Raw genomic sequence first — 23,984 nt, forward strand, 5'->3', positions numbered from 1 at the left:
CGGGGTCACTCGGGCAGGGGTTCCGCGTACGTCCGGAAGTCGCCGCGCTCGGTGTGGATCGTCCAGAGCTGCTCGGCCACGGCCGCCGACGAGTGCGCGTCCTGCCCGTCGTCGATGCCGAACGGGATGATGAGCTGGCCGACGTGCACGTGCTCCTCGGCCACGGCGTCGTGCAGGAGCTGCGCGTAGGCGCTCTCGCCCGCGAAGGCGACGGACGTGCCGGTCACGCGGGCGCCCGGACGGACCGCGCTGCCCCCGTTGACGAACAGGATCGTGCCGGTGCCGAGCGCGCGCATGCCGGGGAGCACCTGACGGACGGCGTTCACCGAGCCGTAGACCGAGAACTCGACGGGGCCGACCAGGTCCTCGGCGGTCGTCTCGAGGACCGGTCGCATGTACTCCTTCGCCGGCAGCGGGCTGTACTGCAGGACCTCGATCGGGCCGAGCTGCTCGGTGGCCGCCTCGAGCGCGGCACGGAGCGAGTCGCCGTCCCGGACGTTCGCAGCGAAGCCCTTCGCGGTCACGCCGGACTCGCCGAGCTGTGCCGCGAGGGAGTCGAGACGGTCCTGGTTGCGTGAGATCAGGGCGACGGCGAAGCCCTCGCGTCCGAAGCGCTCGGCGACCGCGGCGCCGAGGCCCTTGCCGGCGCCGACGATGGCGATGGTGGTCATGGATGGTCCTTCCGGAGGTGGTGTGCGGCCGACGGTAGGCCGACGTCCCGCGTCCTGGGAGGCACGGCCAGGAACCCTCAGGGCTTTCCCGCCTGCGTCGTGTGGACTCGGGGGACGAACCGGGAGGATCACCGTGGACACCACCCGCAGCACCCGCACGACCCGCAGCGCTCGCTCCGCCGGAGGCCGTGCCGAACCCGAGCCCGGACGTCGGTCCGTCGGCCGTGCCCGTCGGTCGTGGTCCGCGGTCGGGCTCGCGGCGGCTGCGGCCCTGGCGCTCGTCGCCTGCTCGGACGGCGACCCCGACGGCACCGGTGGGACCGGCACGTCCGGCTCGAGCAGCGCCCCGTCCCGGACGAGCCCGGCGACCGCGGCGGCGACGACCGAGGTCGTGACCGGACTCGACGCCCCGTGGTCGGTCGTCCCCGTCGGTGACACCGGCGACGCGCTCATCAGTGAGCGCGACTCCGCCCGGGTCCTCGAACTGCGGGAGGACGGCTCCACCCGAGAGGTCGGCACCGTCCCCGGCGTCCGGCACGGCGGCGAGGGCGGACTGCTCGGGCTCGCCCTGCTCGACGGCGACCTGTTCGTCTACTCGACCGCCGATGCCGGCAACCGTGTGCAGCGCTTCTCGCTGACCGGTGACACCGGCTCGTACCGGCTCGGCACGGCCACCACCGTGCTCGACGGCCTGCCCCGGAACACCTTCCACGACGGTGGCCGGATCGCGTTCGGACCGGACGGCATGCTCTACGTGAGCGTCGGGGACGCCGGGGACCCTCCAGCGGCGCAGGACCGGTACTCCCTGGCCGGCAAGATCCTCCGCGTGACGCCGGACGGGGCGGTGCCGGACGACAACCCGTTCCCGGGCTCACCGGTGTGGTCGCTCGGCCACCGCAACGTGCAGGGCATGGGCTGGGCGGCCGACGGCACGATGTTCGCCGCGGAGTTCGGGCAGGACGCCTGGGACGAGCTCAACGTCATCGTCGCGGGGGAGAACCACGGCTGGCCCGAGGTCGAGGGCGTCGGCGGCGAGGACCGCGGCTTCGTCGACCCCGTGCAGCAGTGGGCGACCGACGACGCGTCGCCGAGCGGCCTCGCCGTGATCGGCGACACCGTGTACGTCGCGAACCTGCGCGGCGAGTCCGTCCGGGCCGTGCCGGTGGCCGAGCCCACGACGTCGACGGTGTCCTTCGCCGGCGAGTTCGGGCGGATCCGCACGGTGCTCGCCGGTCCCGACGACACGCTCTGGTTCGTCACGAACAACACCGACGGCCGCGGTGACCCGCGGGACGGCGACGACCGCATCCTCTCGGTACCGCTCCGCGAGCTCGACTGAGGCGGACGGCAGCGCTGACGGGTGCTGGCAGCACCTGGCTCGCCCCGCCGGCCGCCCGTAGCGTGGCGGGCATGGACACGACAGCCGAGGTCCGCGACTTCCTCCGGACGCGCCGCGCCCGCCTCACCCCGCAGCAGGTCGGCCTGCCCGACTTCGGGGGCGTCCGCCGGGTCGCCGGTCTGCGGCGCGAGGAACTCGCCCTCGTCGCCGGCATGAGCGTCGACTACTACGTGCGACTCGAGCGCGGGAACCTGTCCGGGGTGTCCGACGCGGTGCTCGAGTCGCTGGCGCGGGCGCTGCAGCTCGACGACACCGAGCGCGCGCACCTGTTCGACCTCGCCCGGACGCAGAACGCCTCGGCCACCACCCCGCGCCGCACCCCGACGAACCGGGTCCGCCCGAACGTGCAGCGGATGCTCGACGCCGTCGCCGCCCCGGCGTGGGTGCGCAACGGACGATCGGACTTCCTCGCCGGCAACGTTATGGCCCGCGCGGTCTACTCGCCGCTCTTCACGGCGCCGACCGGGCTGCCGAACACCGCGCGGTTCGCGTTCCTCGACCCGGCCGGACGGGACTTCTGGCGCGACTGGGAGACCGTCACGGCCGACATGGTGGCGGTGCTGCGGGCCGAGGCCGCCCGCACGCCGTACGACCGCGGGCTCACCGACCTGATCGGCGAGCTGTCGACCCGGAGCGATGACTTCCGGCGGAAGTGGGCCGTGCACGAGGTGCTCCGGCACCGGACGGGCGTCAAGAGGCTGCACCACCCGGACGTCGGCGACCTCGACCTGACCTACGAGGCGATGGAGCTCGTCACCGACACCGGGCTGACCTTCGTCGTCTACGGTGCCGAACCGGGGTCGCCCACGGCCGAACGGCTGCAGCTCCTCGCGAACCTGTCCGCGAGCACGACCGCGACCGAGCCCGCGACGGGGACGGCCCCGACCGGCACCTCGTCCACCCGGGAGGACGCATGACCGACACCGCCTCCGTCGCCACCCCGCACCCGGCGCACGCCCCCGGTCGCTGGGCGCGCCTGCGCTTCCGCTGGCGGGCCGAGCAGGAGATCCACGACCTCACCCGCGACCCCGCACACGAGGAGCGCGTGCTCGCCGAGGCCGCCGTCCGCCTGCAGCCCGGTCCCTGGAACATCGGGCTCCTGTTCCGCCGACCCCGGGAGCCGCGGGCGTGAGCGCCACGATGACCACGGGCCGCACGGTCCTGTTCGCCGTCGCGGGCGGGGCGGCCGTCGGCAACCTCTACTGGGCGCAGCCCCTGCTCGACGACGTCGCCGCCGACCTCGGCACCTCCACCGCGCTCGCCGGGCTGCTCGTCACCCTGACCCAGGTCGGCTACGCGCTCGGCATCCTGCTCGTGGTGCCGCTCGGCGACGTGCTCGACCGCCGCCGCCTGGTTCCCGGGGTGCTACTCGCCTCGGCCGTCGCGCTCGTCGGCGCCGCCGTCGCGCCGGGCTTCGCGACGCTGCTCGTCGCGCTCGCCCTCGTCGGCACGACGACGGTCGCCGGCCAGCTCCTCATCCCGCTCGCCGGCGACCTGGCCGACCCGGCCTCGCGCGGCCGGGTCGTCGGGACGATCGCGTCCGGTGTGCTGACCGGCATCCTGCTGAGCCGGACCGTCAGCGGCGTGATCGCCGGCCTCGCGGGGTGGCGGACCGTGTACGTCGTCGCCGCCGTGGCCGCGGTCGTCCTCGCCGTGCTCCTGCGCCGGGCGATCCCGGAGCTGCCCCGCCGGGAGCACCTGCCCTACCCGCGGCTGATCGGCTCGGTCTTCCGGACGGTCGGGGCGCACCGCGCGGTCCGGGTGACGCTCGTGATCAGCTCGGCGACGTTCGCGGTCTTCACGATGTTCTGGACGTCGCTGACGTTCCTGCTCAGCGCGGAGCCGTACGGCTGGTCCACGACCGGGATCGGTGCCGTCGGCCTGGTCGGCCTGGCCGGTGCGGTCGCGGCGCAGCGGGTCGGACGACTGCACGACCGCGGTCTCTCCGTCCCGGTCACGGGCGGCGCGCTCGTGCTCGTCCTCGTGTCCCTCGTGGTCGCCGGGCTCGGCGGCCGGTCGGTCGTCCTCGTGCTCGTCGCGGTGCTGCTGCTCGACGTCGGGGTGCAGGCGGCGAACGTGCTGAACCAGACGCGGTTGTTCGCGATCGACCCCGCGGCGCGGAGCCGGCTCAACACCGCGTTCGTGACGAGCAACTTCGTCGGGGGTGCGATCGGTTCCGCGGTCGCCGCGGTGCTGTGGGGCGCGGGCGGCTGGACGGCGGTGACGATCGGCGCCGCCGTGCTGGTCAGCTTCGCGACGATGGTCTGGGCCGTCCACCGACGCCGGGCCCTGGTCGTCGCCGAGCACCCCGCGGCCGCCTGACGCCCACCGCCCACTCCTCCGGTTCACCCGACGATGGAGCAGACGACGTCGAGCGCGCCCGGGCGACCAGACGTCTTCTGCTCCACCACGGGAGGAGAACCCGACGTCGTCTGCTCCACCACGGGAGGAGCCGACGTCAGATCGTGGTCCCCGCCCCTACCTCGAGCCCGCCGTGCTCGACCTGCCACCGCAGCGCGTCCCGAACGGTCTCCGAGGCCGTCCACGCCGGCGCGTAGCCGAGCACCCGCTCCGCCTCGGCGGTGCTGAACACCTGGCTGCGCGACAGGTGCTGCCAGCTCGCCTCGGCGTGCTCCGGGGCCGTGATCTCGCGGAACCGGTCCCACGAGACGGACTCGAGCTGTGCCTCCCGGCCGGCCCACGACGCGACCAGCTGGGCGTACCCGCGCACGGTGAGCGCGGTCGGAGCCGTCGCGAAGAAGGCGCCGCCGGACGCGGCGTCTCGCTGCTCGACCGCCAGCTGGAACAGCTGGGCGACGTCGTCGGCGTGCACGTGGGCCATCGCCTCGGCACCGAGGCCGGGCACCTCGACGGTCTCGCCCCGGGTCAGTCTCGTGACGACGGACGGGTCGAGGTTGCCGAGCGGGCCGATCGGCATCCATCCCGGTCCGCTGATGTGCCCCGGATGGACGGACGTCGTGACGACACCACCAGTGGCGGTTTCTTCCTGCAGGAGCCGTGCGATCGCGTCCTTCTGGACGCCGTACTCGCCGAACGGCGGGGTCATCGTCGCCTCGGTGATCGGCAGGACGTGCGAGACGCCCGCCCGCCAGATCGAGCCGCAGTGCACCAGGTGCGTGCGGCTGCCGCGCAGCGCGCGGACGAGCTGTCCGGCGCTCTCGACGGTGAAGCAGACGAGGTCGACGACGGCGTCCGCGGCGAGCGCCGCGACCCGGTCGCCGAAGGTGCCGTCGCGGTCCTCCTGCTCCCGGTCCGCGACGACGCGCTCGACGCGCGTCCACTCCGGGGCGTCGGCGTACGGGGTGCTGGTGCCCCGCGACACGGCCACGACGTCGTGGCCGGCGCGGACGAGACGGGGCACGAGGAACGTGCCGATGTGGCCAGTGGCCCCGATGACGACGATGCGCATGGTGCTCACGCTAGGCGCGTCGGGTCGGCCCCGACAGGCCCTGTCCGTGCCCCGCGGGGCGGACGGGAGGCACGGGGCGGGGTCCGCCACGCGCCTCCCGCCCGACGGGCGAGAAGCGTTCAGGCGCTGCGGACGGCCTGGACCGAGCCGGCGATGACGGCGGCGTCCTCGGCGAGCGCGCCGACGGCGTCCGGCAGACCGGCGCCGCTGAGCGACTTCCGGGCGGCCCAGCCGACGAAGCTGCCGACGACCGCGCCGATGCCGCCGAGGACCGCACCCTCGAGGCGCAGGTCGCGACGGCCGGTGGTGCCGAGCGCGGCACCGGCGAACGCGCCGGCGGCGATGCGGCCGACCAGGCCCATCGGGGAGATGCGGGCAGGGGCCTTCGGGGACTTGTCGCCGATGAGCTCGCCGATCGCGGACGCTACGAGGAGACCGCGGCCGAGGGGCGTGCTGAACGCCTTCCACTGCTGCCAGTCACCCTTGACGGCCCTGTTGTCGTGGTTCAGGGCGAGGACGGCGAGCGGGGTGCTGCTCCGTCCGCCGCTCAGGACCCCGAGGGCGAGGCTCCGGACGAGGGTGTGCTGCTCGTGCTGCTGCTTGCTCATGACGCTCCTGTCGTGTCCCGTCGGACGGTACTCGGGGGAGCCTCGGGGGACGCGGGTGCCCACGACCCCTCGGAGCCGTGACGCGTACCGTGCCCGGCATGAGCGACATCATCCTGTTCGGCGGCCACGGCAAGGTCGCCCTCCTCGCGACCCGCATCCTCACCGACCGGGGCCACCGCGTCACCTCCGTCATCCGCAACCCGGAGCAGGAGGGCGACGTCCGTGCCCACGGCGGGGAGCCGCGCGTCGCCGACGTGCAGCAGCAGTCCCTCACCGACCTCGAGGACCTGGTCCGCGGGCACGACGCCGTCCTGTGGTCGGCCGGAGCCGGTGGCGGATCGGTCGACCGGACGTGGGCGATCGACCGCGACGCCGCCGTGCTCTCGGTCCAGGCCGCGGCACGCGCCGGGGTCGACCGGTACGTGATGGTCTCGTGGTCCGGGTCGCAGCTCGACCACGGCATCCCGCAGGACCAGGACTTCTTCGCCTACGCCCAGTCGAAGATGATCGCCGACGCGGTCCTGCGCGACTCCGACCTGCGATGGACCGTGGTGGCGCCGAGCACGCTGACCGACGACGAGCCCACCGGCCGGGTCGACTGGGACGGCTCGTCGTCGCAGGTCCCGCGCGGGGACGTCGCCCACGTGGTGGCCGACGTGCTCAAGGACGCGTCGACGGCCGGTCGGACGATCCGGTTCAACGGCGGCTCGACCCCGGTCGCGGACTTCCTGCGCGGCTGACGGGGTCGACGGGGTCGACCCCCGCTCGGTCGCTGTCAGCGAACGGACCGGACGACGGTCGAGGCGGTTGCCTACCTTCGGCACCATGACCTCGACCGTCGTCTTCGTCCACGGTGCCCTCGTCCGCGACGGTGCGTGGTGGTGGCAGCCCACCGCCGACCTGCTCCTCGAGCGCACGGGGGGCCCGAGCGTCGCCGTCGCCCTGCCGTCCTGCGGCGAGGTGCCCGGCACCCCCGACGCCGACCTGACCGCCGACGCCGCCGCCCTCCGAGCCGTGCTCGACGCCCACCGGGACGTCGTCCTCGTGGGGCACTCGTACGGCGGGACGGTCATCGCCGAGGCCGGCACCCACCCGGCCGTCCGGCACGTCGTCCTCGTGTCGAGCTACACGCCGCCGGTCGGGGCCACCCAGGGCTCGATCATGGGCGCAGAGCCCGACCCGGTGACGATCCGTGTCGAGGACGGCCGCATCGCCCTCGACGGGTACGACGTCGACTCGTTCGGCGCACGCTTCCTGCAGGACGGGGACGCGGCGACCCAGCGCGAGGCGTTCGCCCGGACCACGACCCAGGCGGCCGCCGCCTTCGGGACGCCGACCACCCGGACCGGTTGGGCGGACGTCCCCTCGACGGCGGTCGTGTGCACCGAGGACCGAAGCACCACCCCCGGGCTGCAGCGCGAGCACGCCGCCCGGGCCTCGGACGTGGTCGAGCTCCCGACCGGACACCACCCGTTCGTCACCCGTCCCGATCTGGTCGTCGACGTGCTCGCACCGCTGGTGGCCTGACTCCGCGGTGCCGGAAGCGGTGCCGGAGGCACCGCCGGCCGACGGGGGCTCGGCCGGGCGGGGCTCGGCCGGCTCGTGCTCAGGCGAACTGCTGGTAGAACGCCTCCGGCTCGTGCTGCAGCGACGCCTTGACGCCCCTGCTCCACTCGTCGACCAGGACCTCGGCGACGCCGCGCTCGACCCCGTCCAGGGACGCCCGTGCGACCTCGGCCGGGTCGAGGCCCCTCGTACCCGGCCATGATGTCGGTGTCCGCCGCCCCGAGGTGCAGCCCTGCACGGTGACGCCCGAGCCGGCGAGCTCGAGTCGGACGGCGTTGGTGAGGTTCCACTCCGCGGCCTTCGCGGCCGCGTACGCCCCGGACCCCGGGTACACGAACCACGACAGGGCGGACAGCACGTTGACGATCGCCCCGCCGCCGTTCCGCTCGACCACCGGCGCGAACGCCCGCAGCACCGAGAGCGTGCCCCAGTAGTGCGTGTCCATCTCGCGGCGGGCGTCGGCGAGGTCCCCGCGCAGCAGCGACCCGGTCGTGGCGATGCCCGCGTTGTTCACGAGCAGGGTGACGTCCGGTGCCGCAGCGGCCGCGGCGGCGACCGACGCCTCGTCGGTGATGTCGAGCGGCAGCACCTCGACGCCCGGGACGTCGACCAGCTCGGGGCGGCGGGCGGTCGCGTAGACCTTGGCCGCGCCGCGCTCGAGCAGCTGTTCGACGAAGCGGCGGCCGATGCCCCGGTTCGAGCCCGTGACGAGTGCGACGGATCCGGCGATGTCCATGGTGTCCTCCTGCCGGGCGGGCACTTCCCGCGGCGGCTCGGCTACGCTAAGACCTCACATCAGTGTCAGGTGCAAGCCCGGATCGGAGAAGACGTGCGCATCGGTGACCTCGCGGCGGCGACCGGGGTGAGCGTCCGCTCCCTGCGGTACTACGAGGAGCAGGGCCTGCTGACCGCGGTCCGCACGGCGGGCGGTCAGCGCACCTACACGGAGTCGTCGGTCGACCGCGTGCGCCTGGTCCAGCAGCTGTTCGCCGCCGGCCTGCCCAGTCGGACCGTGGTGCAGCTGCTGCCGTGCGTCGACGCGGGGCGGGCGACGCCGGAGACCTTCGCCCTGCTCGTCGCCGAGCGGGACCGGATCACGGCGCAGCTCGCCGAGCTCGAGGCCGCGCGCGCCCGGTTGGACGAGGTCATCGCGATCACCGAGCACCCCACCCCGGAGCACTGCCCGACACTCCGGACCCCGCAGACCACCGCCGCCTGAGACCCGCCGCCGTCTCGGTGGAGCAGAAGACGTCGGGCGCCGGTCGAGCACCCGACGTCTCCTGCTCCATCGCGGGCAGGACGAACCGACCTACCGCACGCGGTCCCGGTGTCGGCGGCCGGGGCTACCGTCGCCGCATGCCCGAGGGTGACTCCGTCCACCGACTCGCGGCACGCCTCCGCGCGGTCGACGGCGCCCGTGTCCGCTCGGGCGAGCTCCGCGGGGGCGACGCGGCCGGCACCCCGCTGACCGGCCGCCGGATCACCGGGCACGCGACCCACGGCAAGCACCTGCTCACCCGGTTCGACGACGGCACGACACTGCACACCCACATGCGGATGACCGGTTCGTGGACCGTGACCGCCGCAGGGCGCCGGCTCCCCGTGCACGCCGCGCAGCAGGCCCGGGTGCGGATGGCCCTCGATGACGGCCGGACCGTCTGGGGCCTCGACCTGCCCGTGGTCGAGCTGCTGCCCACCCGCGATGAGCACCACGCCGTCGGGCACCTCGGGCCGGACCTGCTGCACGACGACCTCGACCGCGCCGAGGCCGTCCGCCGCCTGACCGCCGATCCGGGGCTGCCGGTGCGCCGTGCCCTGCTCGACCAACGTCGGGTCGCCGGGCTCGGGAACCTCTGGGCGAACGAGCTCGGCTTCGTCCGGGGTCTGCACCCGGACCGCCCGATCGGCACCGTCGACGTCCCGACGTTGGTGGACACGGCGCAGCGGATGCTCCGGCACTCCGCGACGGTGCCGGACGCGTACCAGGTGACGACGGGTGTCCTCCGCCGCGGCGAGCGGCACTGGGTGGTCGGCCGGGCGGGACGACCGTGCCTCCGCTGCGGCACGCGCGTCCGGGCACGCGACGACGTCGAGGTGGTCGGCTCCCCGCCACGGCGCGTGTGGTGGTGCCCACGCTGCCAGCCGGCCGTGTCCACCTGACCGGCCCCGATCCTCCAGGCCGACGGCCGGACCGACGGACCGACGGCCGGACCGACGGCCGGCCGGACCGACAGGCCGATCAGCCAGTCGTGACGCTGCGCGCGATCTCGCGCGCGACCTCCTCCGGTGCGCGCCCCACCGTCGACACGACCTGGGCCGCGTCGTGCAGCCAGGTGCGCGCCGCCTCGGCGTACGGCGCGAGCCGGCTCATCCGGAACAGCGAGTAGCCCACGACGGTGTCGCCCTCGATCCGCGCCCGCAGCGTGTCCTGGTCGGCGTCCAGGACCACGTGCCGGACGGGCACCCCACGCGCCGCGAAGCCGTCCGCGATCTCCCGCCAGTACGCCTCGACCAGGACCGTCTGCGGCAGCACGAGCGTGCCCCCGACGTGGTCCAGCAGCCGGGTCGCGGTCTCGACGACGAGCGGTCGCCACGGGGCCCAGTGCTGGAAGTCGCCGTGGTCGGGCAGCGGCGGCCGGACGTCCATCAGGACCTCGCCGATCTTCTCCGGGTCGAGCACGCGCGCGTCCGGCAGGAGCGGCTGCAGCAGCCGCGCCGTCGTGGTCTTGCCCGCCCCGTGGGTGCCGTTGATCCAGACGATCACGTCGCGGACGCTACCGCACCCTCCTGCCGGGAGGCACGGCGCACCCCCGCCCCGCCGCTTCCGCGGCAGGATGGTCACGTGACCGACACCAAGCCAGCCGTCCTGTTCGTCTGCGTCCACAACGCGGGCCGCTCCCAGATGGCCGCCGGGTGGCTGCGGCACCTGGCGGGCGACCGGGTGGACGTGTTCTCGGCCGGGTCGGAGCCCGCGGACCGGCTGAACCCCGTCGCCGTGCAGGCGATGGCGGAGCAGGGCATCGACATCGCCGGGGCCGAGCCGGCGGTCCTGACGACCGACGCCGTGCGGCAGGCGGACGTCGTCGTGACGATGGGGTGCGGGGACGCGTGCCCGGTGTTCCCCGGGAAGCGCTACGAGGACTGGGCGCTGACCGACCCCGCCGGGCTGCCGCTCGAGCAGGTGCGCCCGGTGCGGGACGAGATCCGGGGCCGGGTCGAGGCGCTGCTCGCGTCGCTGGACTGAGCGGGGCCGCCCGGGCTGCGCTCGTTCAGACGAGTGCGGCGACGCCGAGCGACAGCAGCGCGAGGAGCGGGAAGGCCCCCTGGGTGCTCGCCGCGCGGCGCTTCGAGGCGTCGCTCGCGAACAGCACGAGGGCGGCCCCGAGCATGCTCGCCGTGCCCGCGACCACGAGCGTGAGACCGACCGCGGTGCCGCCGGCGGCGACCACGACGACGCCGACGATCGCGAGCACCGCGAGGAACAGGTTGTAGAAGCCCTGGTTGTAGGCGAGCTGCCGGGTGGCCTGGGCCTCCTCGGCGGTGGTGCCGAAGGTGTTCCGGGCACGGGGCGTGGTCCAGAGGACGGACTCGAGCACGAAGATGTACACGTGTAGGAGCGCTGCGAGGGCGGCGAACACGAGCGCGACGACGGTCATGCCACGACCCTACGACCTCGGGGCGCGGCGGGTCAGCGCTCCGTCGGCAGCGGCAGCTCGCGCGACCGGTCCCACGGCTCGGTCCAGCCGAGACGGTCGAACAGCCCGTCGAGCAGCATCGCCGTGAAGCCCCACAGCGTGTGGACGCCCTGCTCCGAGTGCACCGCGAACGCCGGCCCGCGCCACTCCCGGCCGTCGCGGCGCAGGACCGTCACCCCACGGACCGCCGGGTCGAGCAGGTCCGCGACGGGTGTCCGGAAGACCGCTGCGGACTCCCGTTCGTCGACGACCCGCACCGGCGACGGTGCGCGCCACCAGCCGAGCACCGGCCGCACCAGGTGGTTCGAGTGCGCGAGCGGGACGGCGGGCAGGGTCCCGAGGACCTCGACACCCGCGGGGTCGAGCCCGGTCTCCTCGCGGGCTTCGCGCAGTGCCGCTGCGGGGGCGTCCGCGTCCCCGGGGTCGAGCCGTCCGCCGGGGAAGGCGACCTCGCCGGGGTGCGACCGGAGTGTCGAGGCGCGGGCGAGGAGCAGGACGTCGAGGTCCCGGTGCACTGCCGCGGCCCGCGCCGGACGGGTGCTCGGGACGTGGTCGAGCTCGCCGAAGAGCATGAGCACGGCCGCTGCGCGCGGGTCGGCCGTCGTCGGCATGACCGGGGCGATCGGCGCCGGGTCCGCAGCGAGAGCGGCGAGCGCGGCGCGGGCGGCGCGGGCGGCGCCTGCCGTCACCGGTCGTCCTCGGCGGTGGGCGCCTGGCCGCGCCGGCGCTGCGACAGGCGGGTGACGAGCACGGCGAGCAGGGCGACGACGACGAGTCCGGCGAGCAGCCAGATAGTCGTGGCGGCGCCGTGCTGGTGCGTCGCGGGGGCCTGCGCCTCCGCGACCTCCGTGGCGGTGGCCGACGGTGACGGGCCGACGGCGGGAGTACCGGCCGTGGCCGACGAAGACGGCGCCGACGCGGACGGCGCCGGCGCCGTCGCCGTCGCCCCGGTCGACGTGAAGGCGTACTCGCCCGAGATCGGGTGCCCGTCGACGGACACGCTCCGCCAGCGCACCTGGTACGACCCGGCGTCCGTCAGGTCCACCGCGGTGCCGATGGTGTTCCCGTCGGTGCTGACGTCCCCCCGCGCGTGCTCGGTCCCGCCGGCGTCGGTCACGCTGATCACGATCCCGCTCTGCAGGCCGGACAGCGGCGGCTCCGACAGGGTCAGGGTCACCCGGTCCAGGTCGCCGGACACGGACGAGTCCGCCGCGGGGTCCGAGGACACCAGGACGTCGTGCGCCGACGCGGGCCCCGCGACGAGCACCACCGGCAGGGTCGCAGCGACGAGGACGGAGGCGAGGAGGACCCGGAGACGCACGAGCGCGAGCGTACCCGAGTGCTCGTCAGTCCTTGCTGACGAACTCGACGTCGGACGCACCGAGCTGCAGCTGCTCCTCGATGCCCTGCTGGTCCGTCGAGCCCCACCGCTCCGCGATGCGACCGTCGACGAACTTCGACACCTGGATGCCGCGGACCTCGAAGGAGCGGCCGGTCGGCTCGTGCCCCTGGAACGGTCCGGTGTGGGTCCCGCGGATCGTGAAGACCGCGGTCACGAAGTCGTCGGTCACGACGAGCGGGTCGGCCTCGAGCGTGACGTCGGGGAAGGCGGTCGTGAACTCCTGCCAGAAGTCGACGATCCCCTGCAGGCCAGGCGCCTGACCCGGCGCGGGATCGTGGTCGACGACGTCCTCGTGCCACGCCTCGGCCATCCGACCCCAGTCTCGTGCCTCGAGGATGCCCCCGAGCGTCTCCTGCGTGGCGGCGTTCGCTTCCTTGCTCATGCGTGGTCCCTCCGTGTGGATCGGTGAGGGTCCTTGGTACGCGCGCCGCCCCGGAGGACACGGAGTGTCCGCGGGACGGCTGTCCGGTCGGCGCACCGGCCGTCGGTGGTAGCGGCGGACGGACGGGAGGCGCGGGGCGCTGCCGCCACTCGCCTCCCGTCCGGTCGTGGCCCGGTCGGCGACCGCCGCGACGTCAGCGTCCGGCTGCCGCGTGCGCGGCGACCTGCGCCGCGGTCAGCTCCGTGCCGTAGACGGCGGCGAAGCGCATCGAACCGGTGAAGAAGTAGTTGGACGGCGAACCGGGCCAGTACGCGATCGTGTCGTACCCGATCTTGAAGTACCCGGTGGCGTTCTCGGGCTGCGTGTAGGCGGCGTTCGACGCGACGAGCGATCCGTCCAGGTACAGCCGCATCCCGTTCCCGGGCGACATCGTCGACACGACGTGGTGCCACGCGCCGTCGGTGACCGACTGTGGCGACGTGATCGTCTGCGTGGTCCCGTTGTAGGCGCCGAACATCAGCTGGCCCGAGGGGTTGATCCAGGTCTGGCGGTCGTGCTGGCCGGAGGTCCCGGTCTGGCTGCTGCCGAAGCCGATGAGCAGGCCCCCGGCGACCGTGGTGCGGAACCAGACCTCCTCACTGAAGGTCGTCGGGTTGACGTACGCGCGCGGCGTCGAGACGAAGCTCGTCGAGCCGTTGAGCACGTACGCGCTCCCGGTGTCCCGGACGCACCCGTTCGGGTTCGGCGTCGCCGCGACCATGCTGCCCTGGTAGGTGCCGTTCGCGGCCTTGCCCGACGCGTCGGCCGCCGTCCGCGACCCGGAGGCCTCGCCGAGGCGGTAGGCGAAGAGCGCGCCGGAGGCGTCCGCGCTGACCGCTCCCGCGCAGGTGAAGTACGGCGCCGTACCCGCGGTGTTCGTGGAGTCCGTGACGACCGCGCTGTACGCCGAGCGGGTCGGCGCGAACTGGTTGAGGAGCACCACGGCCGCGAGCGCCACCACGAGCAGCACCGCGACGAGCCGACCGTCGCGCAGGCGCCGGAGCGCGGGCAGGCCGGTCACGATGCACGCACCGTCTCGACGCGGCCCACGGCCAGGCAGAGGACGAGCGGGACGAGGCACACGGCGATGAGCGCGGCCCAGCCGACCGGGTCGAGGTCGATGTTCGACGTCATCTGGTAGTGCCCGTTCTCCGTGAGCTCGTGGATGACCACGCGGCCGACCTGCCCGTCGACGAGGTGCAGGGTGTTGCCGCCGTGCGCCTCGACCCGGACGGGGAAGACACCGGAGGAGACGATGGTCGCCTCGACCCCGGTGGGGCTGGACGTGTTCGTGATCGTCGTCACGTTGACGAAGGGCTTGAGGACGAACGCCGCGTAAGACGCGGTGAGCGCGCCGCCGGCGATGCGCAGGCTGCTCCGGGTTACGCGGTCGGTGAAGACGCTCGTGACGGTCCACACGAGCAGGGTGCCGATGAGCAGGATCGGCGCGGCGCGGAAGAGCCAGCCGAGGTGCGGGACGAGGAGCGCCGGGGTGCCGATCACGTCGGCCTGGCGGAGCGTCCACGGGTCGGTCGCACCGTTGATGTCGCCGCGGGTGTGGAGCCCGCCGTCGGCGTCGATCGCGATGATGCGGTGCGTGTAGACGACACCACGGTTCGCCGCGGTCTCGAAGGACACGACGTCGCCGACGCGCAGGGTCGACACGTCCACCGGAAGGTCGAGCACGAGGGTGCCGACCGGCGCGGCCTCGCCCATCGAGGGGGTCTCGACGACGAACCAGCGACCGCCGGCGGCGAGGAACAGGACCGCGGCGCCGAGCAGCAGGGCCGCGACGACCGCGACCGTCCAGGCGGCGACCGTCTCCGAGCGGCTGGTCTGCCGACCGCGCAGGAACGGGCGGTCGAGCGTCCCGCTGAGCGGGAGGGCTGCGGTCTGGCTCATGCGCTGCTCCGATCGGACGAGACGTGGCGTGACGTGGTGCGAGGTGGCGTGGTGTCACGCGGCGGTGGTGGACGGGGGAGGCGGTGCCCGACCGGATGGGGGGATCGGTCGGACACCGCCGGGGGTGGGTCCCGGTGGGGGACCGGGAGGCCGGTCGCGGCGCCGGGTGTCGTGCGCCGCTCCCGGGGTCGGGATGCTGGTCGGGTCGGGATGCTGGTCGGGCCGGAACTGCGATCTGGTCGGGCCGGGGACCAGGCCCGGGCCCGGGATCAGGGCGGGACCGGACCGGAGCCGGATCAGGCCGTGAACGTCCAGGTCATCGGGACGGACGCCGCGAGGCCCTGGTAGGTGTTGCCGGCGCTGCTGTCGAGCGTGACCGCGAAGTTGAAGGGCACCGAGGCACCGGCGGCCGGGGCCGGCGGCATCGTGAAGGCGGAGGCAGCTGCGCCCTTGAAGCTGGCGAGGGTGCCGCTGAAGACGGTGGTCGAGCCCGAGGTGATGACGAGGTTCATCTTGGCGCAGAGGTCGGTCGCGGTGCCGTTCTGGGCGCCGTTCGCGGACTGCGTGCAGGTCGCGCCGGGGGTGAGCGTGAAGGTCGCGGCGTTCGCGGTGCCGGTGTTCTTGATCGAGATCGCGGTGTTGACGGTGTTGCCCGGCGTCATCGTCGTGCTGCCACCGAACTTGTTGATCGTCGAGCAGGTCGCGGCGTTGGTGGAGACCGAACCGCCGTCGGTGCTGAGACACGTGACGGTGGCGCCGGCGTTCTGCTCCTGCATGACGAGCGTGCCGGAGGCGGCGGAGTTCCCGCTGTTCGTGATGCTCGCGGCGAACCCGGAGAGGGTGCCGGTGAGCGAGAGGGAGAGCAGGACGGCGGCGAAGATGCCCGCGACGAGGGCCACGGGGGCGAAACGGACCCGCTTCATCGCGGAGGTGCGGAGCTTGGACACGGTGTACCTCATCGGTTCGGTTGCTGTTCGGAAGTCGGTGAAGCACGAGGTTCGGGCCCACTTGCTTCACTCGTCAAGATAATCAACCGTTGACCAACTTGGCCAGTCGTACACTTACCCCAGAGCGGGGGACGCCGTCCCCCTCCGACGGAACGAGACCCGAGTGGCACCCTCCACGGACGCCGACCTGATGGCCGCCTTCGCCGCCGTCGTCCGCGCGAACACGAGCCTGGTCGGCGAACTGAGCGCACGGGCCGGGATCCACGAGAACGCCCTCCGGGCGCTCGTGCTCGTCAGCGACACCGGCTACTCGACCCCGACCGAGGTCGCGGGCTACCTCGGACTCACGTCCGGTGCGGTGACGAACATGATCGACCGGATGAGCGCGGCCGGGCTGGTCGAGCGCGCACCGAACCCCTCGGACCGGCGCGGGTCGCTCCTGCGACTGCTCCCCGACGGCGAGGCCGTCGTCGACGACTACCGAGCGCGCTACGGCGCGATGCTCCGCACCGTCGACGGGTCACACGGCGGCGAGCTCCACCAGGTCCTCAACGACCTGGCGACCGGCCTGTACGACCAGGCGGCACACGCGATGGGCGACCGCGGGTAGGCGGTCCGGTCCAGGTCCGGACGGGAGGCGCGTGGCGGCATCGCCTCGCGCCTCCCGTCCTTTTTTGGTCGCCTGTTGCTTCGAACTCGAAGCAGGTGTACCGTCATCGTCAGATGCTTCGAAATCGAAGCACACGACGGAAGGCACCACCATGAAGGCAGTCCGGTTCCACGAGGTCGGCGGACCCGAGGTCCTGCGGATCGAGGACGTCCCCGTCCCGCAGCCCGCCGCGGGCGAGGTCCGCGTACGGGTCGCAGCATCGGCGTACAACGCCGCGGACAACGGCATGCGGGGCGGGTTCCTCCCGATCCCCGTCGTCCTGCCGCACGTCCCCGGCTACGACGTCTCCGGCACGGTCGACGCGCTCGGCGACGGCGTCACCGGGCTCACCGTCGGCGACGCGGTCGTCGGGTTCCTCCCGATGGAGCGCGACGGCGGTGCCGCGGAGTACGTCGTCGCCCCGGCCGAGGCCCTGGTCCCCGCCCCGACCAGCATCCCGCTCGTCGACGCCGCGGCCCTGCCGTCCGTGGCACTCACCGCGTGGCAGGCCCTCGTCGACGACGGGCACGTCACGGCCGGACAGCGCCTGCTCGTCGTCGGTGCCGGCGGGGTCGTCGGCAAGTACGCCGTCCGGCTCGCGAAGCACCTCGGGGCGCACGTCGTCGCGACCGCGAGCCCGCGGAGCGGAGCGGCCGTCCGTGCCGCCGGCGCCGACCAGGTCGTCGACCACACCACCACCGACCTGCACGACGCGGTCGACCAGCCGGTGGACGTGCTCCTCAACCTCGCGCCGATCGACCCGCAGGACTTCGCGGCGCTCGTCGCGCTCGTCCGCGACGGCGGCACCGTCGTCAGCACCACGGCGTTCATGGCCACCCCGGGCGACGACGACCGCGACGTCCGCGCGGCGACGGTGTTCGTCCGGCCGGACCGCGGTCGCCTGACCGAGCTGGTGTCCCTCGTCGACGCCGGGGAGCTCGACGTCGAGGTCACGCGGCGCATCCCGCTCGACGAACTCCCCGCCCTGCACGCCGAGGGCGCCGCGGGTCGGATCGCGGGCAAGGTCGTCGTGCTGTCATGATGCCGTCATGTCCACGATGCCGGAGCAGGGGGAGCCCCGGTCCTTCCGTCGCTTCCACGTCGAGGCGATCAGCGAGGACCGCGGGGACGAGCTCGACGGCATCTACGGGATCAGCGGCGGGGTCGACAGTGCGCTCGAGACCTTCCGCTACGTCGGGGCGGGGGACGCCGACGTGTCCATGCGGGGCGCCGAGGTCGAGGGGACCCGGGCCGGACGCATGGACGCTCGCGCCGAGCACATCGTGTTCTGGATCGGCGATGGCAGCGCCGTGGTGGAGGACCTGGGCGACGGGTCCCGGCTCCACCCCGTCCCCGGACACCCCTACGTGCTCTCCGCCTCGTCGTCGTACGCGTTCGAGACCGACACCCGCAAGATCACGATCCTCCACCTGTCCGACCGGGTGCTCCGGGCGGCGCTCGCCCGCCGCGGCCGGTTCGTCCGGGGCCCGCTCGTGTTCGGCCAGCAGCCGGACATCGAGGTCGCCCTCGGACCGCTCCGGGCGATCATCCGGACCCGGGCGCCCCAGGTCATGGACGGCCGCATCGACGAGGACCAGCGCCTCGCCCTGAACGCCGAGATCGCCGACGCGGTCATCGACGCCTTCCCCCTCGTCGACGCCGAGGAGCCCGAGCCCACCACGAGTGCCGCGCGGGCCGCCGCCTGGCTGCGCGACCACGCACAGCAGGCGGTGACGCTGCGGGACGTCGCGGACGCCGTCGGCCTCAGCGAACGCGGGGTGCAGAGCGCGATGCGCCGGGCCTACGGGGAGTCCCCGATGGAACGGCTCCGGACCGAGCGCCTCGAGGGAGCGCACCGCGACCTCGTGGCCGGGGGCGACGGCGTCCGGGTCGCGGAGACCGCCCGGCGGTGGCACCTGACGCACCTCGGTCGGTTCGCGGCGTCCTACGCCGAGCGGTACGGCGAGCAGCCGAGCGAGACCCTGCGCCGGGCCCGACAGCGCAGCGCCGACTGAGACTGTCGACAGCCACCGCCTGACCCGGCCCCGGCGGTGCCAGGCTGAGCGACGTGCGGCATCCGACGCACGACGGCCTCCCGGGGGTGGTGCGCATGGCGACGTGGTCCGACGGACTCCCACCGGCCGCGCACGCCCGCGCCGCCCGCCAGCGGGAGAGCGGTGTCGCCGGCTCGCTGCTGTCCGCTCCCGGTGCCGCGGCGATCGGCTCCGTCGCCCTGCAGCCCGTCGGCGAGGTCTTCGGGTCCCTGGTCGTGCAGCTCGGCTGGGCCGGCGGCGGCTGCGGCGTCTGGGCCACGTCGTCCCCGTTCGGACCCGGCAGCGGGGGCGGGATGGGCGCTCTCGGCCGCGCGATGCTCGGTGGCTGGACGTCGCCGGTGCTCACCACGGGTGGCCGCGGCGGGCGGAACGCGGGCTTCGGCGCGTACGTGCAGGCCTTCGCGCGGGCGTGGCACGGCGCCCACGACCGGATGGTCGCCGAGGCCGGGTTGCTCGCCGCCGACGGCGTGGTCGGCGTGCAGGTCCGGCGCCGCCGGCTCGACGGGCAGATCTGGGAGTTCACCGCCGTCGGCACCGCCGTCCGGACGCTCGACACGTCCGTCAGCCCACGAGCGGGAGGACGCGGCGCGCGGACCGGAACAACCGGTCCGTGGACCGCGGGCTTCTCGGCCGAGCACACCACGGCCCTGCTGCAGTCCGGGTACGTCCCGCGCGGCATGGCCCTGGGTCTCTCGGTGTCGACGAAGCACGAGGACGCGCTCCTGCAGCAGCAGCGCTCGACGTGGGCCGGCAACACCGAGGTCGACGGCCTGACCCACCTGCTCGAGGCCGCCCGGGACGACGCCCGGCAACAGCTCAGCCGTCGCGCGGGCACCCTCCGCGCCTCGGACCTGGTCGTCACCGGCAGCTCGATCGGCGAGTTCGAGACCTCGTGCGGGGAGGAGGTCGACCTGCACGCCGAGGCGCTGTTCATCGGCACGGCGATCGCCCCCGGGCCGATGCACGCGTTCCGCGACCGCTCCGCGCAGGCCGTCACCCGGCGCGACGTCACGTCCGTCATCCCGCTGACCGACCCCGGCGTCCGCTCCGCATCCCGACACCGCTGAACCCGACCCACGAGAGGCCCGACCATGAGCACCCCAGACCTCGGCAGCGTGCCGCTCCCCGCGGACGCCACCGCCCGGCTCGCCGACGGCGCGGGACGGCTCTTCACCTCGGACCTGTCCGTGAACGAGTTCCTGCTCGTCCGCCAGGCCGGCTTCCGCCCGGTCGGCCTCGTCCTGGGCTCGAGCGTCTACCACGTGGGCATCCAGACCGGGCGCTGGACCAAGAACATGGAGCTCGACAAGCTCAGCCAGGCGATGTACCACGCCCGTGAGCTCGCGATGACCCGGATGGAGGCCGAGGCCGACCGGCTCGGCGCGGACGGCATCGTCGGGGTCCGGCTCGAGATCGAGTTCAAGGAGTACGGCAACGACCTCGCCGAGTTCATCGCCGTCGGCACCGCCGTCGTCGCGGACGCCCCGCCGCCCACGGGCACGTGGCGGAACGCGAAGCGCCTGCCGTTCACGTCCGACCTGTCCGGGCAGGACTTCTGGACGCTGATCCAGGCCGGCTACGCCCCGCTCGGCCTGACGATGGGCACCTGCGTCTACCACATCGCCCACCGCGGGATGATGGCGTCGATGACGACCTTCGGGATGAACACCGAGATCCCGCAGTACACCGAGGCGCTCTACGACGCGCGGGAGCTCGCGATGGGCCGGATGCAGAGCGAGGCCGAGCACCTGGCCGCCGAGGGCATCGTCGGCGTGCAGCTCCTGTCGCTCCCACACCGCTGGGGTGGCCACACGACAGAGTTCTTCGCCATCGGCACCGCCGTGCGCTCGCTCCGTCCCGACCACGTCATCGAGACCCCCACGCTCGTGCTGCCCCTCACCGATCGATGACCGACGGACCGATCGCACCCCTCGATGCCGGTGACGACCCGCAGGCACTGCTCGACGGACTCGCCGCCGCAGCCGTCCGTGCCCTGCCGCCGGCGGTCGTCGACCGGGTCCTGGCGATCGACCGCACCCGGTCACTCGGCGACCGCCTGGCCGGTCGACCCGGCGCCGTCCGCTCGCTCCGCCTGACGGGCGCGAGCGAGACGCTCACCCTGCGGCTCGACGGCCGACGACTCGTCACCGAGGCCGCCCAGGTGTCCGGCGGGGTCACCATCGCCCGGCGGCAGCCGCCCCTCGGGACCTGGTTGGGTCTGTTCGCCGGTGAGGTCGCGGCGGTCGCCGCGGACGCGGCCGGCGACACCGCGGCGGTCGCCGCATCACTCGGGAGGCTCGGCATCCGGACCGTCGACGCGTTCCGTGTCGCGGATGCGGACATCCCACGCGGCCTGGCCGCGCTGTCGGCGGCGGTCGCCACGCGCCTCCCGGCCGATGCCGCTGCCACCGTGGGCCGCATCGCGGAGCTGCTCACCGACGCGCTGACGCGCGTCGCCGGCGACCTGGCGAGCGACGCGGAGGTCGTCGTCACGCGCACCGCGACCGTCTACCTGCCGGACACGCTCCGGGCGTACGCGGCGCTGCCCGCGGACTGGGCGGCCACCCACCGGCTGTCCGACGGTTCCACGCCGCTCGAGGCGCTCCGGCGGCAGCTCGACGCGCTCGAGACCGCCGCCAGGGGGATGCGCGACGCGGCCGTCGAGCGGGACGCGGCGGCGGTCGTCGTGAACGGGCGGTTCCTGGCGGACCGGTTCCGGGCTGCGGACCAGGGGTTGGAGCTGCGGTGAGCGGGGACGACGACGACCTGCGACGGGTCGGGGAGCGGACCTGGACCGTGCGCTACAGGATCCCGCTCGCCGTCGTGACCGGGCTCCTGGCGGGGTGCTGCTTCGTCGGGCTGTTCGCCGGGAGCTCGGCCGGGGCGTGGGTCGGCGGGAGCGGGCTCGTCGTGCTGGTCGTGTGGGTCGTCGTGTTCCGGGTGCTGTACCGGCGCGGGTACTGACGCAGCGCGGTCAGCGCGGGCCGAGTTGCCCGGAGCTCACCATGCCGATGATGACACCGGTGGCAGCGAGCGCCCAACCGGCGGCGATGATCGGGAACCACGGCAGTTTCTTCCGGAACAGCACGCCGGTCCGATGACCATCGACGAGGTAGTAGACGATCCCGGTCGCGAAGGGCACGGCGCCGATCACGAAGAGCGACAGAGCCAGTTCACGCATGGGTTCGAGTGTGCCGGAGCGGTGGTGAACGCGATCGACAGCGTTCGAGGAATGGTGGAGCGCTCCGGAAATCGAACCAGACGAGGTCCCCCGATAGGGACGCGCCCCTCGTACGTCCTGAACAGTACCGGAACGATCGGGGCGGAGCTGGCGACCGCCCGTGTGACGGCGCCGGGAGCTGATGCCTCTCGAAGGAAGGGACTGAGATCGGAGCCAGAACCGGGGGCATCGACCGGTCCCGCTTCACTGCGTCGTCATGCACGTCTGCAGCACCCACGCCAGGAACGCCCGGTACTCGGCGTCGCTCGCGGCGGCCCGCATCGCGTCGGACTGCAGGAACCGCGGATCGGTCCCGACGTCGGACACCTTGCTCTCGGGCGGGAAGGTCCGGAGGATCGCGACCGTCTCGTCGGCCGCAGCGGCGAACTTCTCGGCTCCGGCGGAGACATCGGAATTGGCACCGGGGACCGGGAGGAGCGCCCGGGTCGCCTCGGCCTGCCGCTGTCGAGCCGTGATGTCCCCGGCGACGTCGCCCTGCACGGCTTCCGCTGCCGCGGCGTTCGCGGCGCAGAAGGACGCGACGCGCTCGTCGTCCGAGGCAGCGGTGGCCGAGGAACCAGCGGCAGACGGTTCGGGCGACGCACTCGTCGAGGCGCCGTGCGTGGTGCCGGCGGTCGGCCCGTCGTCCGCACCAGTCCCGGCGCACCCCGACAGTCCGACGACCAGACCGACCGCGACGACGAGCAGGCTCGCGCTTCGCAGATCCATCGTCAGGCGGCCGTCCCGCACTCCGCGCAGAACCGCGCGTTCGGCGCCAGGTCCGTGCCGCAGCCGGAGCAGGCGCGGGTGGTCACCAGGGATGCGCCGCACTCGACACAGAACTTCCCGCCGCGGGACTGCGCACCGCACGACGGGCACCGCGGCTGCGCCTGCTGGGACAGCGGGGTGCTCCCGACCAGGTCGACGGACTCGAGCCGCTGCTGCATCTGGCTCCGTCGGGCCTCCGCCTGCAGCCGGGCGAGCTCCTCGACGACGACCGGCGAGCACCGGACGCACTGTCCGACGTCGGTGTTCCAGCAGCCGTCACCGCAGACCCAGTCACCGCAGCCGCGGCACTGGTGGAAGCGGGGCGCGATCTCGGCGGTCGCCGTGCGGAGCGCCGCGTCCTTCGCCGGCGAGTTCGTCCCGCGGTCGAGCAGCCGGTCCGCCATGTATCCGGCCTGGGCGAGCGGGCCGCCCAGGAACCCGCTGAGTCCGCGCGCGAGCTTCTGCCCGGTCGAGCGCAGGTCACGCTGGAAGGCGGACCGGAAGCCGTTGCCGCAGCGCTCGCAGCGGAACTCGAACTGGAAGCCGTCCTCGTTGGAGAGGTCGGTGACGTTGTCGGTGAACGGGACGTGTTCGGTCATCTCGGTCCTGCTTCGATCGGTGGACGGGTGGGATCGGTCGGTGCGGTCGGTGCCTTCGGTGCGGTCGGTGCAGTCGGTGCCGTTGGTGGCGTCGGGCCGAGGATCGCCGCGGCGACGGCCAGGACGTCGGCGTCCTCGGATGAGCCGGCGGCGTCCATCAGGAGCAGGTTGTTGATGAGCATCCCGCGGCTGAGGAACGCGGCGGCCTCCGGCACCGACGCACCGGAGGCCCTGACGGCTGCGGTGATCTCCCGGAACAGGCGCCGCGCCTCCTCGGCGATCGCGGGTTCCGCCGGTGCCGCGGAGAACGCGTGGGCGTGCACGAGCACGGCCGACAGGTCGGTGCGGACGAGCTGCAGGTACGCCGCGCCGAGCCGCGCCGGGTCGAAGCCGTCACGACCGGCGGCGCGGAACGCGGCCACGATGCGCGCACCGGCGTGCGCGTGTGCACGGAGGAACAGCTCCCGCTTCGAGCCGAAGGCCTGGATGACGTACGGCTGCGAGACGCCCATCTCCGCAGCGACCTGCGCGGTGGTCGTGCCGAAGTACCCACGAGCGGCGAACGCCGACACCGCGGCGGCGAGCAGTTCGTCGTTCCGAGCAGGGAGACGCCGCGCGTTCATGCTGGGGCGGCCCTCCCGTCTGGTTATCGG

Annotated in this window: 32 protein-coding genes; 16 read left to right on the top strand and 16 right to left on the bottom strand. The window is 73.8% G+C overall.

Annotated elements, in window-relative coordinates; all coding sequences use genetic code 11:
• Window positions 1–5: 5 nt before the first annotated feature.
• On the bottom strand, window positions 6–671 hold the full coding sequence (locus LQK89_RS16450; protein WP_231049729.1) for an SDR family NAD(P)-dependent oxidoreductase: 666 nt from the start codon (window positions 669–671) through the stop codon (window positions 6–8).
• Between the two features lie 133 nt (window positions 672–804).
• Between LQK89_RS16450 and LQK89_RS16455 the strand changes: the two genes are divergently transcribed.
• From LQK89_RS16455 to LQK89_RS16470, 4 genes are all read left to right on the top strand, one after another.
• The gene (locus LQK89_RS16455; RefSeq protein WP_231049730.1) at window positions 805–2,010 is read left to right on the top strand and encodes a PQQ-dependent sugar dehydrogenase; all 1,206 of its coding nucleotides are present in this window, start codon (window positions 805–807) and stop codon (window positions 2,008–2,010) included.
• Window positions 2,011–2,081: 71 nt separating this feature from the next.
• The gene (locus tag LQK89_RS16460; protein WP_231049731.1) at window positions 2,082–2,987 is read left to right on the top strand and encodes a helix-turn-helix transcriptional regulator; all 906 of its coding nucleotides are present in this window, start codon (window positions 2,082–2,084) and stop codon (window positions 2,985–2,987) included.
• Window positions 2,984–3,202 carry a hypothetical protein gene (locus tag LQK89_RS16465; protein ID WP_231049732.1) on the top strand — a complete coding sequence of 73 codons (219 nt, stop codon included), beginning with the start codon at window positions 2,984–2,986 and terminating at the stop codon, window positions 3,200–3,202. The genes LQK89_RS16460 and LQK89_RS16465 overlap by 4 nt, the downstream gene beginning before the upstream one ends.
• Complete coding sequence (locus LQK89_RS16470; RefSeq protein ID WP_231049733.1) at window positions 3,199–4,392, top strand: MFS transporter; 1,194 nt, start codon at window positions 3,199–3,201, stop codon at window positions 4,390–4,392. The genes LQK89_RS16465 and LQK89_RS16470 overlap by 4 nt, the downstream gene beginning before the upstream one ends.
• A gap of 136 nt (window positions 4,393–4,528) precedes the next feature.
• Here the strand turns inward: LQK89_RS16470 and LQK89_RS16475 are convergent, their stop codons facing one another.
• Window positions 4,529–5,500, bottom strand: coding sequence for an NAD-dependent epimerase/dehydratase family protein (locus LQK89_RS16475; RefSeq protein WP_231049734.1), 972 nt, complete (start codon window positions 5,498–5,500; stop codon window positions 4,529–4,531).
• A 119-nt stretch (window positions 5,501–5,619) separates the two neighbouring features.
• Entirely contained in the window at window positions 5,620–6,108 is a 489-nt protein-coding gene (locus LQK89_RS16480) for a DUF4126 family protein (protein WP_231049735.1), read from the bottom strand.
• Between the two features lie 98 nt (window positions 6,109–6,206).
• Between LQK89_RS16480 and LQK89_RS16485 the strand changes: the two genes are divergently transcribed.
• Both LQK89_RS16485 and LQK89_RS16490 read left to right on the top strand, forming a co-directional pair.
• Entirely contained in the window at window positions 6,207–6,848 is a 642-nt protein-coding gene (locus LQK89_RS16485; RefSeq protein WP_231049736.1) for an SDR family oxidoreductase, read from the top strand.
• Between the two features lie 85 nt (window positions 6,849–6,933).
• Window positions 6,934–7,635 carry an alpha/beta hydrolase gene (locus tag LQK89_RS16490; RefSeq protein WP_231049737.1) on the top strand — a complete coding sequence of 234 codons (702 nt, stop codon included), beginning with the start codon at window positions 6,934–6,936 and terminating at the stop codon, window positions 7,633–7,635.
• A gap of 79 nt (window positions 7,636–7,714) precedes the next feature.
• On the opposite strand, the gene LQK89_RS16495 is transcribed toward LQK89_RS16490, so the two are convergent.
• Window positions 7,715–8,410 carry an SDR family oxidoreductase gene (locus tag LQK89_RS16495; RefSeq protein WP_231049738.1) on the bottom strand — a complete coding sequence of 232 codons (696 nt, stop codon included), beginning with the start codon at window positions 8,408–8,410 and terminating at the stop codon, window positions 7,715–7,717.
• 93 nt (window positions 8,411–8,503) lie between these two features.
• Between LQK89_RS16495 and LQK89_RS16500 the strand changes: the two genes are divergently transcribed.
• Both LQK89_RS16500 and LQK89_RS16505 read left to right on the top strand, forming a co-directional pair.
• Window positions 8,504–8,893 (top strand): MerR family transcriptional regulator, encoded by a 390-nt coding sequence (locus tag LQK89_RS16500; RefSeq protein WP_231049739.1) that lies wholly within the window; start codon window positions 8,504–8,506, stop codon window positions 8,891–8,893.
• Between the two features lie 137 nt (window positions 8,894–9,030).
• A complete protein-coding gene (locus LQK89_RS16505) occupies window positions 9,031–9,834 on the top strand; it encodes a DNA-formamidopyrimidine glycosylase family protein (RefSeq protein WP_231049740.1) in 804 nt (267 codons plus the stop codon).
• Between the two features lie 79 nt (window positions 9,835–9,913).
• Here LQK89_RS16505 and LQK89_RS16510 read toward each other — a convergent pair whose 3' ends face one another.
• A complete protein-coding gene (locus LQK89_RS16510; protein ID WP_175326795.1) occupies window positions 9,914–10,438 on the bottom strand; it encodes an AAA family ATPase in 525 nt (174 codons plus the stop codon).
• Between the two features lie 78 nt (window positions 10,439–10,516).
• Here LQK89_RS16510 and LQK89_RS16515 point away from each other — a divergent pair, with 78 nt between their 5' ends.
• Entirely contained in the window at window positions 10,517–10,918 is a 402-nt protein-coding gene (locus LQK89_RS16515; RefSeq protein ID WP_058740639.1) for an arsenate reductase ArsC, read from the top strand.
• Window positions 10,919–10,943: 25 nt separating this feature from the next.
• On the opposite strand, the gene LQK89_RS16520 is transcribed toward LQK89_RS16515, so the two are convergent.
• The 7 genes from LQK89_RS16520 to LQK89_RS16550 form a co-directional block, all read right to left on the bottom strand.
• Window positions 10,944–11,330 (bottom strand): DUF1304 domain-containing protein, encoded by a 387-nt coding sequence (locus LQK89_RS16520; RefSeq protein ID WP_058740640.1) that lies wholly within the window; start codon window positions 11,328–11,330, stop codon window positions 10,944–10,946.
• Window positions 11,331–11,362: 32 nt separating this feature from the next.
• Complete coding sequence (locus LQK89_RS16525; RefSeq protein ID WP_442874051.1) at window positions 11,363–12,058, bottom strand: NUDIX hydrolase; 696 nt, start codon at window positions 12,056–12,058, stop codon at window positions 11,363–11,365.
• Window positions 12,055–12,690 (bottom strand): copper resistance CopC family protein, encoded by a 636-nt coding sequence (locus LQK89_RS16530; protein WP_231049741.1) that lies wholly within the window; start codon window positions 12,688–12,690, stop codon window positions 12,055–12,057. Before LQK89_RS16530 ends, LQK89_RS16525 begins: the two co-directional genes overlap by 4 nt.
• Before the next feature lie 25 nt (window positions 12,691–12,715).
• The gene (locus tag LQK89_RS16535; protein ID WP_175326792.1) at window positions 12,716–13,153 is read right to left on the bottom strand and encodes an ester cyclase; all 438 of its coding nucleotides are present in this window, start codon (window positions 13,151–13,153) and stop codon (window positions 12,716–12,718) included.
• 193 nt (window positions 13,154–13,346) lie between these two features.
• Window positions 13,347–14,213, bottom strand: a complete 867-nt coding sequence (locus tag LQK89_RS16540) for a LamG domain-containing protein (protein ID WP_231049742.1) — start codon at window positions 14,211–14,213, stop codon at window positions 13,347–13,349.
• Window positions 14,210–15,094 (bottom strand): S26 family signal peptidase, encoded by an 885-nt coding sequence (locus tag LQK89_RS16545; protein ID WP_175326790.1) that lies wholly within the window; start codon window positions 15,092–15,094, stop codon window positions 14,210–14,212. Before LQK89_RS16545 ends, LQK89_RS16540 begins: the two co-directional genes overlap by 4 nt.
• Before the next feature lie 296 nt (window positions 15,095–15,390).
• Complete coding sequence (locus tag LQK89_RS16550) at window positions 15,391–16,053, bottom strand: hypothetical protein (RefSeq protein WP_058742826.1); 663 nt, start codon at window positions 16,051–16,053, stop codon at window positions 15,391–15,393.
• Window positions 16,054–16,204: 151 nt separating this feature from the next.
• On the opposite strand from LQK89_RS16550, the gene LQK89_RS16555 reads away from it, so the two are divergent.
• The 7 genes from LQK89_RS16555 to LQK89_RS16585 all read left to right on the top strand — a co-directional run bounded on the left by LQK89_RS16555 (window position 16,205) and on the right by LQK89_RS16585 (window position 21,708).
• Window positions 16,205–16,651, top strand: coding sequence for a MarR family winged helix-turn-helix transcriptional regulator (locus tag LQK89_RS16555; RefSeq protein ID WP_114849241.1), 447 nt, complete (start codon window positions 16,205–16,207; stop codon window positions 16,649–16,651).
• Between the two features lie 151 nt (window positions 16,652–16,802).
• A complete protein-coding gene (locus LQK89_RS16560) occupies window positions 16,803–17,732 on the top strand; it encodes an NADP-dependent oxidoreductase (protein WP_231049743.1) in 930 nt (309 codons plus the stop codon).
• Between the two features lie 7 nt (window positions 17,733–17,739).
• Window positions 17,740–18,705, top strand: a complete 966-nt coding sequence (locus LQK89_RS16565; protein ID WP_231049744.1) for a helix-turn-helix transcriptional regulator — start codon at window positions 17,740–17,742, stop codon at window positions 18,703–18,705.
• A 95-nt stretch (window positions 18,706–18,800) separates the two neighbouring features.
• Window positions 18,801–19,811, top strand: coding sequence for a heavy metal-binding domain-containing protein (locus tag LQK89_RS16570; RefSeq protein WP_231049745.1), 1,011 nt, complete (start codon window positions 18,801–18,803; stop codon window positions 19,809–19,811).
• A 24-nt stretch (window positions 19,812–19,835) separates the two neighbouring features.
• Window positions 19,836–20,654 (top strand): heavy metal-binding domain-containing protein, encoded by an 819-nt coding sequence (locus LQK89_RS16575; RefSeq protein WP_114849237.1) that lies wholly within the window; start codon window positions 19,836–19,838, stop codon window positions 20,652–20,654.
• Window positions 20,651–21,493 (top strand): hypothetical protein, encoded by an 843-nt coding sequence (locus tag LQK89_RS16580; RefSeq protein WP_231049746.1) that lies wholly within the window; start codon window positions 20,651–20,653, stop codon window positions 21,491–21,493. Before LQK89_RS16575 ends, LQK89_RS16580 begins: the two co-directional genes overlap by 4 nt.
• Window positions 21,490–21,708, top strand: coding sequence for a hypothetical protein (locus tag LQK89_RS16585; RefSeq protein ID WP_231049747.1), 219 nt, complete (start codon window positions 21,490–21,492; stop codon window positions 21,706–21,708). The genes LQK89_RS16580 and LQK89_RS16585 overlap by 4 nt, the downstream gene beginning before the upstream one ends.
• Before the next feature lie 10 nt (window positions 21,709–21,718).
• Here LQK89_RS16585 and LQK89_RS16590 read toward each other — a convergent pair whose 3' ends face one another.
• The 4 genes from LQK89_RS16590 to LQK89_RS16605 form a co-directional block, all read right to left on the bottom strand.
• On the bottom strand, window positions 21,719–21,925 hold the full coding sequence (locus tag LQK89_RS16590; RefSeq protein ID WP_231049748.1) for a hypothetical protein: 207 nt from the start codon (window positions 21,923–21,925) through the stop codon (window positions 21,719–21,721).
• Between the two features lie 243 nt (window positions 21,926–22,168).
• A complete protein-coding gene (locus tag LQK89_RS16595) occupies window positions 22,169–22,693 on the bottom strand; it encodes a hypothetical protein (protein WP_231049749.1) in 525 nt (174 codons plus the stop codon).
• A gap of 2 nt (window positions 22,694–22,695) precedes the next feature.
• The gene (locus LQK89_RS16600; protein ID WP_058742836.1) at window positions 22,696–23,331 is read right to left on the bottom strand and encodes a zinc ribbon domain-containing protein; all 636 of its coding nucleotides are present in this window, start codon (window positions 23,329–23,331) and stop codon (window positions 22,696–22,698) included.
• The gene (locus tag LQK89_RS16605; protein WP_231049750.1) at window positions 23,328–23,954 is read right to left on the bottom strand and encodes a TetR/AcrR family transcriptional regulator; all 627 of its coding nucleotides are present in this window, start codon (window positions 23,952–23,954) and stop codon (window positions 23,328–23,330) included. Before LQK89_RS16605 ends, LQK89_RS16600 begins: the two co-directional genes overlap by 4 nt.
• Between the last annotated feature and the right edge of the window lie 30 nt (window positions 23,955–23,984).

Source organism: Curtobacterium sp. C1, assembly GCF_021049325.1.
Lineage (GTDB): Bacteria > Actinomycetota > Actinomycetes > Actinomycetales > Microbacteriaceae > Curtobacterium > Curtobacterium citreum.

Bases quoted from the DNA above. Each gene is read 5' to 3' on its own strand.
- LQK89_RS16460 (WP_231049731.1), top strand. From the start codon at position 2,082: ATGGACACGACAGCCGAGGTCCGCGACTTCCTCCGGACGCGCCGCGCC.
- LQK89_RS16560 (WP_231049743.1), top strand. From the start codon at position 16,803: ATGAAGGCAGTCCGGTTCCACGAGGTCGGCGGACCCGAGGTCCTGCGG.
- LQK89_RS16600 (WP_058742836.1), bottom strand. From the start codon at position 23,331: ATGACCGAACACGTCCCGTTCACCGACAACGTCACCGACCTCTCCAAC.
- LQK89_RS16595 (WP_231049749.1), bottom strand. From the start codon at position 22,693: ATGGATCTGCGAAGCGCGAGCCTGCTCGTCGTCGCGGTCGGTCTGGTC.
- LQK89_RS16590 (WP_231049748.1), bottom strand. From the start codon at position 21,925: ATGCGTGAACTGGCTCTGTCGCTCTTCGTGATCGGCGCCGTGCCCTTC.
- LQK89_RS16580 (WP_231049746.1), top strand. From the start codon at position 20,651: ATGACCGACGGACCGATCGCACCCCTCGATGCCGGTGACGACCCGCAG.
- LQK89_RS16480 (WP_231049735.1), bottom strand. From the start codon at position 6,108: ATGAGCAAGCAGCAGCACGAGCAGCACACCCTCGTCCGGAGCCTCGCC.
- LQK89_RS16605 (WP_231049750.1), bottom strand. From the start codon at position 23,954: ATGAACGCGCGGCGTCTCCCTGCTCGGAACGACGAACTGCTCGCCGCC.
- LQK89_RS16570 (WP_231049745.1), top strand. From the start codon at position 18,801: ATGGCGACGTGGTCCGACGGACTCCCACCGGCCGCGCACGCCCGCGCC.
- LQK89_RS16520 (WP_058740640.1), bottom strand. From the start codon at position 11,330: ATGACCGTCGTCGCGCTCGTGTTCGCCGCCCTCGCAGCGCTCCTACAC.
- LQK89_RS16465 (WP_231049732.1), top strand. From the start codon at position 2,984: ATGACCGACACCGCCTCCGTCGCCACCCCGCACCCGGCGCACGCCCCC.
- LQK89_RS16575 (WP_114849237.1), top strand. From the start codon at position 19,836: ATGAGCACCCCAGACCTCGGCAGCGTGCCGCTCCCCGCGGACGCCACC.
- LQK89_RS16475 (WP_231049734.1), bottom strand. From the start codon at position 5,500: ATGCGCATCGTCGTCATCGGGGCCACTGGCCACATCGGCACGTTCCTC.
- LQK89_RS16550 (WP_058742826.1), bottom strand. From the start codon at position 16,053: ATGAGGTACACCGTGTCCAAGCTCCGCACCTCCGCGATGAAGCGGGTC.
- LQK89_RS16490 (WP_231049737.1), top strand. From the start codon at position 6,934: ATGACCTCGACCGTCGTCTTCGTCCACGGTGCCCTCGTCCGCGACGGT.
- LQK89_RS16535 (WP_175326792.1), bottom strand. From the start codon at position 13,153: ATGAGCAAGGAAGCGAACGCCGCCACGCAGGAGACGCTCGGGGGCATC.
- LQK89_RS16485 (WP_231049736.1), top strand. From the start codon at position 6,207: ATGAGCGACATCATCCTGTTCGGCGGCCACGGCAAGGTCGCCCTCCTC.
- LQK89_RS16545 (WP_175326790.1), bottom strand. From the start codon at position 15,094: ATGAGCCAGACCGCAGCCCTCCCGCTCAGCGGGACGCTCGACCGCCCG.
- LQK89_RS16505 (WP_231049740.1), top strand. From the start codon at position 9,031: ATGCCCGAGGGTGACTCCGTCCACCGACTCGCGGCACGCCTCCGCGCG.
- LQK89_RS16450 (WP_231049729.1), bottom strand. From the start codon at position 671: ATGACCACCATCGCCATCGTCGGCGCCGGCAAGGGCCTCGGCGCCGCG.
- LQK89_RS16495 (WP_231049738.1), bottom strand. From the start codon at position 8,410: ATGGACATCGCCGGATCCGTCGCACTCGTCACGGGCTCGAACCGGGGC.
- LQK89_RS16565 (WP_231049744.1), top strand. From the start codon at position 17,740: ATGTCCACGATGCCGGAGCAGGGGGAGCCCCGGTCCTTCCGTCGCTTC.